The 15,146-nt window shown below is 72.7% G+C and carries 11 protein-coding genes; 4 read left to right on the top strand and 7 right to left on the bottom strand.

Annotation, left to right across the window (positions count from 1 at the left end):
* Positions 1 to 5 precede the first annotated feature (5 nt).
* Genes murD through rsmH form a run of 7 tightly spaced genes read right to left on the bottom strand, consistent with a single transcriptional unit; the run spans position 6 to position 9,194 of the window.
* Entirely contained in the window at positions 6 to 1,433 is a 1,428-nt protein-coding gene (gene murD / locus ACZ4VW_RS05660) for a UDP-N-acetylmuramoyl-L-alanine--D-glutamate ligase (RefSeq protein ID WP_467958746.1), read from the bottom strand.
* A complete protein-coding gene (gene mraY / locus ACZ4VW_RS05665; protein WP_189802264.1) occupies positions 1,415 to 2,485 on the bottom strand; it encodes a phospho-N-acetylmuramoyl-pentapeptide-transferase in 1,071 nt (356 codons plus the stop codon). The genes murD and mraY overlap by 19 nt, the downstream gene beginning before the upstream one ends.
* On the bottom strand, positions 2,482 to 3,906 hold the full coding sequence (locus tag ACZ4VW_RS05670) for a UDP-N-acetylmuramoyl-tripeptide--D-alanyl-D-alanine ligase (protein ID WP_467958748.1): 1,425 nt from the start codon (positions 3,904 to 3,906) through the stop codon (positions 2,482 to 2,484). Before ACZ4VW_RS05670 ends, mraY begins: the two co-directional genes overlap by 4 nt.
* Before the next feature lie 3 nt (positions 3,907 to 3,909).
* Positions 3,910 to 5,565 carry a UDP-N-acetylmuramoyl-L-alanyl-D-glutamate--2,6-diaminopimelate ligase gene (locus tag ACZ4VW_RS05675; protein ID WP_467958750.1) on the bottom strand — a complete coding sequence of 552 codons (1,656 nt, stop codon included), beginning with the start codon at positions 5,563 to 5,565 and terminating at the stop codon, positions 3,910 to 3,912.
* 16 nt (positions 5,566 to 5,581) lie between these two features.
* On the bottom strand, positions 5,582 to 7,570 hold the full coding sequence (locus tag ACZ4VW_RS05680) for a peptidoglycan D,D-transpeptidase FtsI family protein (protein WP_467959575.1): 1,989 nt from the start codon (positions 7,568 to 7,570) through the stop codon (positions 5,582 to 5,584).
* Between the two features lie 5 nt (positions 7,571 to 7,575).
* Positions 7,576 to 8,241 (bottom strand): cell division protein FtsL, encoded by a 666-nt coding sequence (gene ftsL, locus ACZ4VW_RS05685; RefSeq protein WP_467958752.1) that lies wholly within the window; start codon positions 8,239 to 8,241, stop codon positions 7,576 to 7,578.
* Positions 8,238 to 9,194, bottom strand: a complete 957-nt coding sequence (gene rsmH / locus ACZ4VW_RS05690; RefSeq protein ID WP_467958754.1) for a 16S rRNA (cytosine(1402)-N(4))-methyltransferase RsmH — start codon at positions 9,192 to 9,194, stop codon at positions 8,238 to 8,240. Before rsmH ends, ftsL begins: the two co-directional genes overlap by 4 nt.
* A 312-nt stretch (positions 9,195 to 9,506) precedes the next feature.
* On the opposite strand from rsmH, the gene ACZ4VW_RS05695 reads away from it, so the two are divergent.
* The 4 genes from ACZ4VW_RS05695 (at position 9,507) to ACZ4VW_RS05710 (ending at position 15,019) form a co-directional block, all read left to right on the top strand.
* Positions 9,507 to 10,055: a beta-class carbonic anhydrase gene (locus ACZ4VW_RS05695; protein ID WP_467958756.1), complete on the top strand. Its 549-nt coding sequence runs from the start codon at positions 9,507 to 9,509 to the stop codon at positions 10,053 to 10,055.
* Between the two features lie 160 nt (positions 10,056 to 10,215).
* Entirely contained in the window at positions 10,216 to 11,235 is a 1,020-nt protein-coding gene (locus tag ACZ4VW_RS05700; protein WP_467958758.1) for an AAA family ATPase, read from the top strand.
* A complete protein-coding gene (locus ACZ4VW_RS05705) occupies positions 11,235 to 12,608 on the top strand; it encodes a DUF58 domain-containing protein (protein WP_467958760.1) in 1,374 nt (457 codons plus the stop codon). Before ACZ4VW_RS05700 ends, ACZ4VW_RS05705 begins: the two co-directional genes overlap by 1 nt.
* Positions 12,605 to 15,019 carry a transglutaminase TgpA family protein gene (locus ACZ4VW_RS05710; protein ID WP_467958762.1) on the top strand — a complete coding sequence of 805 codons (2,415 nt, stop codon included), beginning with the start codon at positions 12,605 to 12,607 and terminating at the stop codon, positions 15,017 to 15,019. Before ACZ4VW_RS05705 ends, ACZ4VW_RS05710 begins: the two co-directional genes overlap by 4 nt.
* Positions 15,020 to 15,146: the final 127 nt, after the last annotated feature.

Here is a 15,146-nt window from a genome sequence, read left to right on the forward strand (position 1 = left end):
TCAGGTCAGACGCGCCCGGTGGCGGCAAGGGCGCGGACCGCGTCCGCGAACGCCTCGCCCCGCTTGTTGTAATTGGCGAACATGTCCATCGAGGCACAGGCCGGGGCCAGCAGAACCGTGTCGCCGGGCCGGGCCAGCCGGGCCGCCTCCTGGACCGCCGCGGACATCGCCCCAGTGTCGGTCCGGTCGAGGTCCACCACCGGTACCTCGGGGGCGTGTCGCGTCAGGGCTTCGCGGATCAGGGCGCGGTCGGCGCCCATCAGGACGACCCCCCGCAGCCGCTTCGCCGACTTGGCGACGATCTCGTCGAAGGTGGCCCCCTTGGCGAGGCCGCCGGCGATCCAGACGATCGGGTCGTAGGCGGCCAACGAGGCTTCCGCGGCATGGGTGTTGGTGGCCTTGGAGTCGTCGACGTACACGACGCCCTCGACCTCCTCGACCAGCTCGATGCGGTGCGGGTCGGGCCGGAAGGCCCGCAGGCCGTCCCGTACGGCCTTCGGCTCGACGCCGAAGGCGCGGGCCAGGGCCGCCGCCGCGAGCGCGTTGGCGATGTTGTGCGGGGCCGGCGGCTTCACGTCCGCGACCTCGGCCAGCTCCTGGGCCTGCTTCTGGCGGTTCTCGACGAAGGCCCGGTCGACGAGGATGCCCTCGACGACGCCGAGCTGGGACGGCCCGGGGGTGCCCAGGGTGAAGCCGATGGCGCGGCAGCCCTCTTCGACGTCGGCCTCGCGGACCAGGTCCTCGGTGGCTTTGTCGGCGACGTTGTAGACGCAGGCGACGGTGTTGCCCTCGTAGACACGGCCCTTGTCGGCGGCGTACGCCTCCATGGAGCCGTGCCAGTCGAGGTGGTCGGGTGCCAGGTTGAGCACGACGGCCGAGTGGGCGCGCAGACTGGGCGCCCAGTGCAGCTGGTAGCTGGAGAGTTCGACGGCGAGCACGTCGTACGTCTCCTCGCCGAGGACGGCGTCGAGGAGCGAGACGCCGATGTTCCCGACGGCCGCGGTCCGCAGCCCGGCGGCCTCCAGGATCGAGGCGAGCATCCGCACGGTCGTGGTCTTGCCGTTGGTACCGGTGACGGCGAGCCAGGGGGCCGCGTCGGGGGAACGGAGCCGCCAGGCGAGCTCGACGTCGCCCCAGACCTCCACGCCCGCCTCGGCGGCGGCCGTGAACAGTGGCTTGTCGGGCCGCCAGCCGGGGGTGGTGACGACCAGCTCGGTGCCCTCGGGCAGGGTGTCGCCGTCGCCGAGGCGGACGGTGATCCCCCGCTCCTCCAGCTCGGCGGCCTGCGCCCGGGAGCGCTCGTCGTCGCCGTCGTTGACGACGGTCACGACCGCGCCGAGGCCGTGCAGCACGCGGGCGGCCGGGATCCCGGAAACCCCGAGTCCCGCGACGGTGACCCTCTTGCCGTTCCAGCTCACTTTTCGGATGCCCATCCCGCGTAGAAGAGTCCGAGGCCGACGATCACGCACATGCCCTGGATGATCCAGAACCGGACCACCACCAGGACCTCGGACCACCCCTTGAGCTCGAAGTGGTGCTGGAGCGGGGCCATCCGGAAGACGCGCTTGCCCGTCATCTTGAACGAACCGACCTGGATGACCACGGACATCGTGATCAGCACGAACAGGCCGCCGAGGAGGGCGAGCAGCAGCTCCGTACGGGAGCAGATGGCGAGACCGGCGAGGGCGCCGCCGAGCGCCAGGGAGCCGGTGTCGCCCATGAAGATCTTGGCGGGCGAGGTGTTCCACCACAGGAAGCCGAAGCAGGCGCCCATGAGGGCGGAGGCGACGACCGCGAGGTCGAGCGGGTCGCGGACCTCGAAGCAGGCGTTGGGGTTCGTCAGGGTCACCGCGTTGGCGCAGGACTCCTGGAACTGCCACAGGCCGATGAAGGTGTACGCGCCGAAGACCATCACCGAGGCGCCGGTGGCGAGGCCGTCCAGACCGTCCGTCAGGTTCACGCCGTTGGACATGGCCAGGATCATGAAGAGCGCCCAGACCACGAACAGCACCGGGCCGATGGCCCAGCCGAAGTCGGTGATGAAGGAGAGCTTCGTGGAGGCCGGGGTGAGGCCGCGCAGATCGGCGAACTGCAGGGAGAGCACGGCGAAGGCGATGCCGACGATCAGCTGGCCGGCCATCTTCGCCTTGGCCCGCAGACCCAGCGAACGCTGCTTGACGATCTTGATGTAGTCGTCGAGGAAGCCGACCAGGCCCATGCCGGCCATCAGGAAGAGGACCAGCACGCCGGAGTACGTCGGGTCCTCACCGGTGATGACCTTGGCGAGCGCGTACGCGATGAGCGTGGCCAGGATGAAGGAGATACCGCCCATGGTGGGCGTGCCCTTCTTGCCGGCGTGGCCGCGCGGGCCGTCGTCCCTGATGAACTGTCCGTACCCCTTGCGGGCCAGGAGCTTGATGAGCAGCGGGGTGCCGATCAGGGTCAGGAAGAGCCCGATGGCCCCCGCGAAGAGGATCTGCCTCATCGGTCGGCGACCTCGCTCCCGGAGTCGAGCAGTGCCAGGGCGACCTGCTCCAGACCGACCGACCTGGAAGCCTTCACAAGGACGACGTCCCCCGGGCGCAGCTCACTGCGCAACAGGTCGACAGCCGCCTGCGCGTCGGACACGTGCACCGACTCCTCACCCCACGAACCCTCGTTATATGCGCCCAGTTGCAACCAGGACGCTTCCCTGTCCCCGACCGCCACGAGCTTGCTGACGTTGAGTCGGACGGCGAGCCGCCCGACCGCGTCGTGCTCGGCGAGCGCCTCGTCACCGAGCTCGGCCATCTTGCCGAGCACCGCCCACGTGCGGCCCCCCTGGGCCTGTGCGGCCCGGCCCATCGCCGCGAGCGCGCGCAGCGCGGCTCGCATGGACTCGGGGTTCGCGTTGTAGGCGTCGTTGACGATCGTCACGCCGTCCGGACGCTCGGTGACCTCCATGCGCCAGCGCGACAGGGTGCCTGCCTCGGAGAGCGCGGTGGCGATCTCCTCGGCGGCCATGCCCAGCTCATGGGCAACGGCGGCCGCGGCGAGCGCGTTCGACACGTGGTGCTCACCGTACAGGCGCAAGGTCACGTCACTGCACCCGGTGGGTGTGTGAAGACTGAAAGAGGGCTGTCCGTTCTCTGTGAGCCGGACATTCTCGGCACGTACGTCGGCTTCGTCGGCCTCTCCGAAGAAGATCACGCGTGCCTGGGTGCGGGAGGCCATGGCCCGCACGAGCGGGTCGTCGGCGTTGAGGACCGCCACGCCGCCCTTGTCGGCGGGGGGCAGCGCCTCGACGAGTTCGCCCTTGGCCTGGGCGATCTGCTCGCGGCCGCCGAACTCGCCGATGTGGGCGCTGCCCACGTTCAGGACGAGGCCGATGCGCGGCGGGGTCAGTCCGGTGAGGTACCGGATGTGGCCGATGCCGCGGGCGCCCATCTCCAGGACCAGGTGCTGGGTCTCGTCGCCCGCGCGCAGCGCCGTCAGCGGCAGCCCGATCTCGTTGTTGAGCGAGCCGGGCGTCCACACGGTCGGCCCGTGGCGCTGCAGGACCTGGGCGATCAGGTCCTTGGTGGAGGTCTTGCCGGCCGAGCCGGTGAGCGCGACGACATCGGTGCCGAGGCGCTCGACGACGCTGCGGGCGAGGGCGCCGAGCGCCGTCTGGACGTCGTCCACGACGATGGCGGGCACGCCGACGGGGCGGGCGGCCAGCACGGCCACCGCGCCCGCCTCCACGGCGCGGGCCGCGTAGTCGTGGCCGTCGACCTGTTCGCCGGTGAAGGCGGCGAACAGGCTGCCGGGCTTCACCTCACGGGAGTCGATGACGACGGGACCGGTGACGACGACGGCCGGATCCGGTATGTCGTACGACTGCCCGCCGACGATTTCGGCGATCTCGGCGAGGGAGAGGGCGATCACAACTTATCCCTGACTGTTCTTGAGGCTGCGTTCAATCGCTTCGCGCAGGACCTGGCGGTCGTCGAAGGGGCGGACCACTCCGGCGATGTCCTGGCCCTGCTCATGGCCCTTGCCGGCGACGAGCACGGTGTCGCCCGCCTGGGCGCGGGCCACGACCGCGGCGATGGCGGCGGCCCGGTCGGCGTCGACCAGGACGTCGCCGCGCTCGTGGGAGGGCACCTCGGCGGCGCCCGCGAGCATGGCGGCGAGGATCGCGAGGGGGTCCTCGGAGCGGGGGTTGTCGGAGGTCAGTACGGCGGTGTCGGCGAGCCGCGCCGCGGCGGCGCCCATCGGGCCGCGCTTGGTGATGTCGCGGTCGCCGCCGCAGCCGAGGACGATGTGCACCTTGCCCTCGGTGACCTTGCGCAGCGAGCGCAGGACCGATTCGACGGCGTCCGTCTTGTGGGCGTAGTCGACGACCGCGAGGTACGGCTGGCCCGCGTCGACGCGCTCCAGCCGGCCGGGGACGCCGGGGACGGCGGCGACGCCGTCGGCGGCGGTCTGCGGGTCGAGCCCGGCGACGGCGAGGGTGACGATCGCGGCGAGGGTGTTGGCGACGTTGAACGGGCCGGGCAGCGGGGCGGTGGCGGAGACCCGCTCGCCGCCCGGGCCGACGACCGTGAACGTGGAGTCGTGGGAGCCGATTTCCACGTTCTCGGCGCGCCAGTCGGCGTCCGGGTGGCCCTCGGCGGAGAAGGTGACGACCGGGACGGCCGTCTCCCCGGCGAGCCTGCGGCCGTACGCGTCGTCGAGGTTCACCACACCCCGCTTGCTGCGCTCGGGCGTGAACAACTGCGCCTTGGCCCTGAAGTAGTCCTCCATGTCGGAGTGGAACTCCATGTGCTCCGGGCTCAGGTTGTTGAAGACGGCGACGTCGAAGACGCAGCCGTCGACCCGGCCGAGCACGAGGGCGTGGCTGGAGACCTCCATGGCGACGGCGTCGACCCCGCGCTCGCGCATGACCGCGAACAGCGCCTGGAGGTCGGTGGCTTCCGGGGTCGTGCGCTCGGACTTGATGCGCTCGTCGCCGATCCGCATCTCGACCGTGCCGATGAGGCCGGTCCTGCGTCCCGCGGCGCGCAGTCCGCCCTCGACGAGGTACGCCGTGGTGGTCTTGCCCGAGGTGCCGGTGATGCCGATCTGGAGCAGGTCGGTGCCCGGCCGTCCGTAGATCTCGGCGGCGAGCTCGCCCATGCGGCCGCGCGGGTCCTCGACGACCAGGACCGGCAGGCCGGTCGCGGCGGCGCGGTCGGCGCCGGACGGGTCGGTGAGGATCGCGGCGGCGCCGAGTCCGGCGGCCTGGTCCGCGAAGTCGGCACCGTGCATCCGGGCGCCGGGCAGGGCGGCGTAGATGTCCCCGGGGCGTACCGCCCGCGAGTCGTGGGTGATGCCCGAGACGTCGGTGTCCGCGGCGGCGGACGACTCGACGCCCAGCCGGGCGGCCAGGTCACCCAGGGGTGTCGGGCGGGCCAGCTCCGGGCGGGGCGGGGTCGTTCGGTACTGATCAGCGTGTGGCACGGCGGTGAGCGTACCGGGCCCACCCGCCGGGGGGCCAAAAGAGGCCCGGGCCTCGCCGGAGTTCGATTTCCGGTTCCCGGAACCGGGGGTGATCGTGGTCACTGGTGCTCCCGAGGTGTCACTCGCTGTCCTTGAAGGCCACCGGCAGCCGGGCGGGCTCGCTGCCCGTCGGTGCGACATGGAGCGTCTTGAGGGCGAACTCCATGACCTTCTTGTAGATGGGTCCGCAGATCTGGCCGCCGAAGTAGTCGCCCTTGGTGGGGTTCTGGATGGCGCAGTAGACGGTGATCTGCGGGTCGTCGGCGGGCGCGAAGCCGGCGAACGAGGCCGTGTAGCCCTTGTAGCGGCCGAGTTCGGGGTCGACGCGGTTGGCGGTGCCGGTCTTGCCCGCGACCCGGTAGCCGGGGATACGGGCCCGGGTGCCGGTGCCCTCCTCGTCACCGACCACGGACTCCAGCATCTGCGCGAGGGTCTTGGCGGTCTTGTCGCTGACCACCCGGGTCTGCTTCGGGGCGGGGGCCGGGGTGAACCGGCCGTCGGGGCCCTTGGTGCCGCGGACGAGCGTGGGTTCGATCCGTACGCCTCCGTTGGCGATCGTCGAGTAGACCGAGGCGGCCTGCATGGCGTTGATGGAGAGGCCCTGGCCGAAGGGGATCGTGTACTGCTGCGAGGTCGACCAGTTCTGCGGTTTGGCGAGGATGCCCGAGGTCTCGCCCGGGTAGCCGAGGCCGGTGGGGCTGCCGATGCCGAACTTGCGCAGATAGGAGTAGAGGACCTGGTTGGACTCCGCCTGGGTCCTGCCGAGCTGACCGGTGGCCAGGATGGTCCCGATGTTGCTGGACTTGGCGAGGACGCCGTTCAGGGTCAGGTACCAGGTCTTGTGGTCGACGTCGTCCTTGAAGAGCCGGTCGCCGCGGTGCAGCCGGTTGGGCACCGTGACATGGGTGCCGGGCGTCGCCACGCCCTCCTCCAGGACCGCGGCCATGGACATGACCTTGCTGGTGGAGCCCGGCTCGTAGGCGTCCTGGAGGGCCGCGTTGCCCATCGCGGCGGAGTTGGCCGCGGACAGGTCGTTCGGGTCGAAGCCGGGGGCGTTGGCCATGGCCAGCACCTCGCCGGTCCGCGTGTTCTGCACTATGACGTAGCCGCGGTCGGCCTTGGACTTGCGCACCTGCTCGGAGATGGCCCGCTGGGCGGCCCACTGGATGTCGCGGTCGATGGTCAGCTCGATGTCCGAGCCGGGCACGGCGGGGGTGCCCTGGGACCCGGCGGTCGGCACCTGGCGGCCTCCGGACTGGGCGAACCTGATCTTGCCGTCCTTGCCCGCGAGTTCCTTGTCGAGCATCGACTCCAGGCCGCCGGCGCCCCGGCCCTCGGCGTTGACGTAACCCAGTATCCCGGCGGCCAGTTCGCCGTTGGGATACACGCGCTTGGTGCTGGGCTCGCTGAGGATGCCGCCCAGGAGGTTGATGCCGTTGCCGCCCGCGGAGCGCTTGGCCTTCTTGTCGTAGACCTTCTTGAGGTCCTTGATCTGGTTCCAGACCTGGGGGGTCTGCTTGCGGGCCAGCAGCGTGTAGCGGGACTTGGGGGTGCGGAGCTTCTTGGCGAGCTCGGCGGGGTCCTTGCCCAGGAGCGGCGCGAGGAGGGCGGCGGCCTGTTCCGGGGCGTCCTGGATCTTGCTCTCCGCGGGGGTGAAGAGCTTCGGGTCGGCGGTGATGTCGTACGCGTCGACGCTGGCGGCCAGCGCGATCCCCGAGCGGTCGGTGATCTCGCCCCGGTCGGCGGAGAGCGTGTACTCCTGGTAGCGGTGGGCCTCCGCCTTGGCGGCCAGGGCGCTGGCGTCGACGGCCTGCACCTGGAGCAGCCGGACGACGAAGGCCACCATCACGAGGGTCAGCCCGAGGGAGACCAGCCGCAGCCGGGGCTTGGGGCTGCCGAGCCGGATGGTGCGCGGCTTCGCCGGTGGCCGCGGCGCGGGCCTGCGGGCGGCGGCGGGGCGGGCGGCCGGGCGCTGCGCGGGCCGGGTCTGCCTGCCGTCGGCGGACCGGGGGCGCGCGGGGCGGGCGGGGCCTGGCACCCGGCGACGCGGGGGCTCCTTGGGGGGCACTGCGGTCACCTGCCGGAGTTCGTCGGGGCGGGCGGGGTCGTCGTCGCGGCTGTCGGGGCGGGGGGCTCGTGCGCGGGCGGCTGCGGGGAGGAGAGGGCCTCGGGCTCGGTCCCGGTCCCGGCTTCGGCGTCGGCCCCGGGCTCGGTCGGGGATACGGCCTGCGCGTCGGCCTCGGCCGGGGGGACGGCCCCGGTCCCGGCCGGGGCGGTGGGCGCGGGCGACGCGCCCGTCGCGGCCTGGGGCACGACCGGCGGGGTGACCGGGGGCGGGGTCGAGGTCGCGGTCGGCGTCGGGCTGGGCTTCGGTGCGGGCGCCGCGGAGGGCTCACCGCGGACCGTGCCGTCCGGGTCGAGGAAGGCGGGGCTGCCGCCCGGGACCATGCCGAGTTCCCGGGCCCGCCGCTCCAGCGCGTCGGGCGCCGACCGGTCGTCCACGTCCCGTTGGAGGGCCTGCTCCTCGTCGGTGAGCTCCGTGGTCCGGTTCTTGAGGTCCCGCAGCTTGAAGGAGCCCTGGTTGAGGGCGGAGTTCAGCAGCAGGAGGGTGATCAGCCCGCCGCCGAGCAGGACCACGACGAGCAGGACGAAGGGGGTGCGCGCGGCGGTACTGGGCCCCGACGGCATGAGCCGTCCGAGCCGCGCCGCCCGCCCTTTGAGTGGCCCCTTCGTCGTCACCTCTCGTCCTCCCGGATGCGCTGCGCCCCCCGGAGCCGGGCCGGTGCCGCACGGCGGTTCTCGGCGATCTCCTCCTCCGTGGGCAGCTCGGCTCCGCGGGTGAGCAGCTTGAGACGGGGCTGGTACTGCTCGGGGACGACCGGCAGGCCGGGCGGGGCCGTGTTCGCCGCGCCCGCCGCGAAGACCTGCTTGACGAGCCGGTCCTCCAGGGAGTGGTACGAGAGGACCGCGATCCGGCCGCCCAGCGCGAGCGCCTTCACCGCCGCCGGGATCGCCCGCTCCAGGACGGCCAGCTCGCCGTTGACCTCGATGCGCAGGGCCTGGAAGGTGCGCTTGGCGGGGTTGCCGCCGGTGCGCTTGGCCGCCTGGGGCAGGGAGTCGCGGATGAGCTCGACCAGGCGGGCGCTGTTGGTGAACGGCTCCTTCTCGCGCTCGCGCACGACGGCGGAGACGATCCGCTTGGCCTGCTTCTCCTCCCCGTACGCCCGCAGGATGCGGACCAGCTCACCGGGCGGGTAGGTGTTGAGGACCTCCGCCGCGCTGACGCCGGTCGTCTGGTCCATGCGCATGTCGAGCGGGGCGTCCTGCGCGTACGCGAAGCCGCGGTCGGCCTCGTCGAGCTGCATGGAGGAGACGCCCAGGTCGAAGAGGATGCCGTCGACGCGCGGGATGCCGAGCCGGTCGAGGACCTCGGGCAGTTCGTCGTAGACCGCGTGGACGAGAATGGCGCGCTCGCCGTAGGGGGCCAGCCGCTCGCCGGAGAGGCGCAGCGCCTCCTTGTCCCGGTCGAGGGCGACGAGTCGCGCCTCGGGGAAGCGGCGCAGCAGCGCCTCGCTGTGGCCGCCGAGGCCGAGGGTGCAGTCGACGACCACCGCGCCGGGGCGTTCCAGGGCCGGGGCCAACATGTCCAGGCACCGCTGGAGCATCACCGGGACGTGTCGGTCGTTGCTCAATGCGCCCTCTCAGAATTCGGCTTCAGATTCGGCGCGGCCGCTACGCATCCGCCGCACACGCGGGGGAGAAACTGCGGATATCGCTCAATGTCTCCGTGAACTTCGCGTCACTTTAGTCCACGGGACCCGGCGGTCAATCAACCGGCTGGCGCGTCGCGCGGGCCGTCGTCGGGAGTCCGGCATTTCCGACAGCTCACCCGTTCGGGCCTGCTCTCCTCATGCCTGTGGGTTACCTCACAACAAGGCTCATTGACGTTCTTTGTCCGCTCTCACAGCGGGCCGTGATGCCCGGTGACCATTAACGTCATAGACATGTCGACCTCAGCGAACACCTCCTCCGCCGCCGCCGACGTGATAAGCGGCGGCGAGACCGTCACCGACCGCCTCGTCGAGGCCAACGCGCGATACGCCGCCGGCTTCACCGACCCCGGCATGGACGCGAAGCCGGTCCTCAACGTCGCCGTGGTGGCCTGCATGGACGCCCGTCTCGACCTGCACGCCGCGCTCGGCCTGCAGCTCGGTGACTGTCACACCATCCGCAACGCGGGCGGCGTGGTCACGGACGACGTGATCCGCTCGCTCACGATCAGCCAGCGCGCCCTGAAGACCCGCAGCGTGGTGCTCATCCACCACACGGGCTGCGGCCTGGAATCGCTCACCGAGGAGTTCCGGCACGAGCTGGAGATGGAGGTCGGCCAGCGGCCGGCCTGGGCGGTCGAGGCGTTCCGCGATGTCGAGCAGGACGTCCGGCAGTCGATGCAGCGCGTGCGGACCTCGCCGTTCCTGCTGCACACCGATGACGTCCGCGGCTTCGTCTTCGACGTGACCACGGGTCTGCTGCGCGAGATCGACCCTGCCTGATCCGCCGGGCGCAACACAGCAAACCCCGGCATATCGCTCGCACTTGTCCACAGGCAAGTGACACAACCCGGCACGGGCAACAAGAATGCTCGGACGACACCCCCCGATGAACCACCGGGGGCAGGTGTCGGTGTGTTTCGGAGGGGCCGAGGAGGGCCGGGTGACGACCTATGACGATCGAGCGAGCCTCACAGATCTGACCACCACAGCGGAGCGCGTCCGCAGGTCGGTGGAGGGTGTGATCGAGGGCAAGCCTGAGGTCGTACGGCTTTCGCTGACCGTGCTGCTCGCCGAGGGACATCTTCTGATCGAGGATGTCCCCGGCGTCGGCAAGACGATGCTGGCCAAGACGCTGGCGCGATCCATCGACTGTTCGGTGCGGCGCATCCAGTTCACGCCCGACCTGCTGCCGTCGGACATCACCGGTGTGTCCATCTTCGACCAGCAGCGGCGGGACTTCGAGTTCAAGCCGGGCGCGATCTTCGCCCAGATCGTGATCGGCGACGAGATCAACCGCGCCTCGCCGAAGACCCAGTCGGCGCTCCTGGAGTCGATGGAGGAGCGGCAGGTCACGGTCGACGGGCAGACGTACGAGCTGCCGAGCCCGTTCATGGTCGTGGCCACGCAGAACCCGGTGGAGATGGAGGGCACGTACCCGCTCCCCGAGGCGCAGCGCGACCGTTTCATGGCGCGCGTCTCGATCGGGTACCCCAGCCCGGAGGCCGAGCTCCAGATGCTCGACGTCCACGGGGCGGTCAACCCGCTCGACGATCTGCAGCCCGTCGCGCACGCCCACGACATCGTGAAGCTGGTCGACGCGGTCCGCGGGATCCACGTCGCCGACTCGGTGCGCCGGTACGCCGTCGACATCGTCGCCGCCACCCGCAGCCACCCGGATCTGCGGCTCGGCGCCTCGCCGCGTGCCACGCTCCATCTCCTGCGGGCCGCCAAGGCGTCCGCCGCGCTCAGCGGCCGCGAGTACGTCCTGCCGGACGACCTCCAGGCGCTGGCCGTGCCGGTCCTCGCCCACCGGCTGCTGCCGACGGCGCAGGCCCAGCTGAACCGGCGCACGGCCGAGCAGGTCGTCCTCGACATCCTGCAGCGTACGCCCGTCCCGGTCGCGGCGCCGCCCGCCGGCCCGCACTTCGGCCCGCAGCAGCCCGGCGTTCGGCAGCTGTGATGGCGACCGCTGCCGCGCCGGAGGGGCAGCGGGGCGAGGACCGGGGCGGTCGCACGGGTGAGGACCGGAGCGGGCCGCGCGCGGCCCTGAGCGGCCTCACCACGCGCGGCCGCTCCTTCCTCGCCGCCGGTTTCGCCGCCTCGATCTGCGCCTACGTCCTCGGGCAGGGCGATCTGCTGCGCGTCGGCCTGCTGCTCGCCGTGCTGCCCCTGATCTGCGCCGGGGTCCTCCACCGCACCCGGTACCGGGTCGCCACCAGCCGCCGGCTCTCCCCGCAACGGGTGCCGGTCGGCTCCGAGGCACGGGTCCATCTGCGGATGGACAACGTCTCCCGGATGCCCACCGGGCTGCTGATGCTCCAGGACCACGTCCCGTACATGCTCGGACCGCGGCCGCGGTTCGTCCTGGACCGGGTCGAGGCGGGCGGCCGCCGCGAGGTGTCGTACCGGGTCCGCTCGGACCTGCGCGGCCGATTCCCGCTGGGCCCGCTCCAGCTGCGGCTCAACGACCCCTTCGGCATGTGCGAGCTGACCCGTTCCTTCAGCGCGTACGACACGCTCACCGTGGTTCCCCGGACCGAGGCGCTGCCGGCGGTGAAGCTGTCCGGCGAGGCGGCGGGGTACGGCGACGGCCGGCAGCGCTCGCTCGCGCTGGCCGGTGACGACGACGTGATCCCCCGCGCCTACCGCCACGGCGACGATCTGCGCCGGGTCCACTGGCGCTCCACCGCGCGCTACGGCGAGCTGATGGTCCGCCGTGAGGAGCAGCCGCAGCGCGCCCGCTGCACGGTCCTGCTCGACACCCGCCGGATCGCGTTCCACGGCGCCGGGCCCGACTCGGCCTTCGAGTGGGCCGTCTCGGGCGCGGCCTCCGCCCTCGTCCACATGCTGGAGCGGGGGTATGCGGTACGGCTCCTCACCGACACCGGCACCGCGGTGCCCGGCGAGGGCACCGAGGGCTTCGCCGGTTCGGCTCAGGACTCGGCCGAGGCGGCCGGGCTGATGATGGACACCCTCGCCGTCGTCGACCACTCCGAGGGGGCCGGTCTCTCGCGCGCGTACGACGTGCTGCGCGGCGGGAACGAGGGCCTTCTGATCGCGTTCGTCGGCGACATCGACGAGGAGCAGGCGGCGGTGGCGGCGCGGATGCGGCAGCGCAGCGGCGCGGCCGTCGCCTTCGTGCTGGACTCCGGCACCTGGCTGACCGGAGGCGCGGTGAGCGGCGCGGTCGACGAGCGGCTGCGGCAGCTGCGGGAGGCCGGGTGGACGGCGCTGGCCGTACGGCCCGGCGACCGGTTGTCCGAGCTGTGGCAGCAGGCCGGCGGGGCGCGGGCGGAGACGGCCGCGGGTGACACGTACGGAGGTTGGTCATGAGCGGCCGCGGGCGACTGACCCTGGGCGCCTTCGGCGCCACGCTGCTGGCGGCGGGCGCGCTCCTGCCGCTGGTGAAGCCGGCGACCTGGATCTTCACGGCCGCGATCCTGCTGGCCGTCCAGAGCGGGATCGGCGCGCTGACCCGGCGCGTTCCGCTGGCCCGGCCGCTGACGGTCGCGGCGCAGGCCCTCGCGAGCCTGCTGGCGCTGACCCTGGTCTTCGCCCGGGAGCAGGCGCTGCTCGGCTTCCTGCCCGGGCCGCAGGCGCTGGGGCGGTTCGCCGCGCTGTTCCGGGCGGGCACCGACGACGTGGGCACGTACGCGATCCCGGCGCCCGACACCGAGGGCATCCAGCTGATGCTGGTCGGGGGCGTGCTCGTGATCGGGCTGCTGGTGGACACCATCGCGGTGACCTTCCGCAGCGCCGCCCCGGCCGGTCTGCCGCTCCTCGCGCTGTACTCGGTGGCCGCGGGTCTCTCCGACGGCGGCGCGAGCTGGCTGTGGTTCCTGCTCGCCGCCACGGGCTATCTGCTGCTGCTCCTGGCGGAGAGCCGTGACCGGCTCTCGCAGTGGGGGCGGGTCTTCGGCGGCGCGCCGCGTGCCGGCGGCGCGGCGGCGGCCGGCAGCGGCCAGGCGCTCGCCCCGGTGCGGACCGGCCGGCGGATCGGCGTGGTGGCCATGGGCATCGCGCTGGTCGTACCGGCCGCGCTGCCCGCGCTCTCCGGCGGCCTGTTCGGCGGCCCGGGCGACGGGGCGGGCGAGGGTGGCAGGGGCGGCACGATCTCGGCCGTGAACCCGCTGGTCTCGCTCCAGGACAACCTCCGGCAGCCCGAGGACCGTGAGGTGCTCCGGTACCGGACCAACGCGACCGACACCAGCGGCATGTATCTGCGGCTCGTGGCCCTCGACCAGTTCGACGGCACCTCGTGGAAGTCGTCGGTCCGGCCGATCGAGGACGTGCCGGATCGGCTGCCGCGGCCGGACGGCCTCGGCGAGCAGGTCCGTACGACCGAGGTGACGGGCAACTTCGTCGCCTCCTCGACGTACGAGCAGAAGTGGCTGCCGATGCCCTATCCGGCGGCCCGGGTCGAGATCGCGGGCCGCTGGCGGTACGAGCCGGCCGGGCGGATGATCGTCGGCGACGACAAGCAGAACACCCGGGGTGCCCGGTACACGGTGACGAGCCTGGACGTACGGCCGACGGCGGCGCAGCTGGCGGCGGCCCCGCCGGCGCCGCCGAAGCTCCGCTCGGAGTACACGCGGGTCCCGGACTCGCTGCCGCTCGACGTGAAGTCGACGGCGCTGCAGGTCACCAAGGGCGCGCGGAACGACTACGAGCGGGCCGTGAAGCTCCAGGACTGGTTCGCGACGGACGGCGGTTTCCGCTACGACGTCGAGGTCGAGTCGGGCACGGGGGTCCAGGCGATCTCCCGCTTCCTGGAGCGCAGGGAGGGCTTCTGCGTCCACTTCTCGTTCTCGATGGCGGCGATGGCGCGCTCCCTGGGCATCCCGGCCCGGGTGGCCGTCGGCTTCATGCCGGGCACCTCGCAGTCCGACGGCACGATGTCGGTGGGCATCCGGGACGCGCACGCCTGGCCGGAGCTGTACTTCGAGGGCGCGGGCTGGGTCCGGTTCGAGCCGACGCCGACGCGGGGCTCCACGCCGGAGTACACCCGGCCGCAGTCCCCCACGGGGACGCCGACGGAGTCGGCGCGGCCGGAGGCGAGCGCCTCGGCGATGCCGTCCGCCGTGCCGAGCGCCTCGGAGAGCTGCCCGCCGGAGCTGCGCCGCCTGGGCGAGTGCGGACCCGACGCGGCGGCGGGCGGAGAGTCGTCCGACGGCGGCGGGGTGAACCCGCTGAGGGTGCTGCTGATCTGTCTGGGCGTGGCGGTGGTGCTGCTGGTGCCGCTGTCGCCCTTGCTCTGGCGTACGCGGGTACGGGCGCGGCGGCTCGGCTCCTCCGGCCGCACCGCCGAGGACGCCGTGGCCAGGACGCTGGCGGCCTGGCGGGAGATCGGTGACACGGCCTGGGACCACGGCGTCGCGCCGGACGAGTCCCGGACGCCCCGGAAGACGGCGGCCCGAATCGTCCGCCTGGGGTCCCTGGAGGGCGAGCCGGCCAACGCGGTGCACCGGGTGGCCCGGGCGGTCGAACAGGTCCTCTACGCCCCGCAGCCGCGTCCGGCCGCGGGCCTCGCGGAGGAGGTCACCCTGGTCAGGTCGGGGTTCGCGACGGTCTCGTCCCGCGGGAAGCGCCTGCGGGCACTGCTCGCACCGCGCTCGGCCGTCCGGGTGGTGTGGGCCACGTCGGAACGGTGGTCGACGGTGACCACGGCGTGGCGGCGGCGTGGCGACGCCCTCAAGCTGCGCGCGACGGGCCCGCTCCGCCGCCTCTCCCGCGACCGCGCGTGACCGGGGGTGGGGGGGGGGGGGCGGGCCCCCCCCCCCCCCCCCCCCGGCCCCGGGGGGGGGGGGGGGGGGGGGGGGGGCTTTCGCGCAGGCTTAGGGGGTCTCCCGACCCGGAAGAAGGCATTTCTGG

It is taken from the genome of Streptomyces sp. NPDC029139, assembly GCF_055564335.1.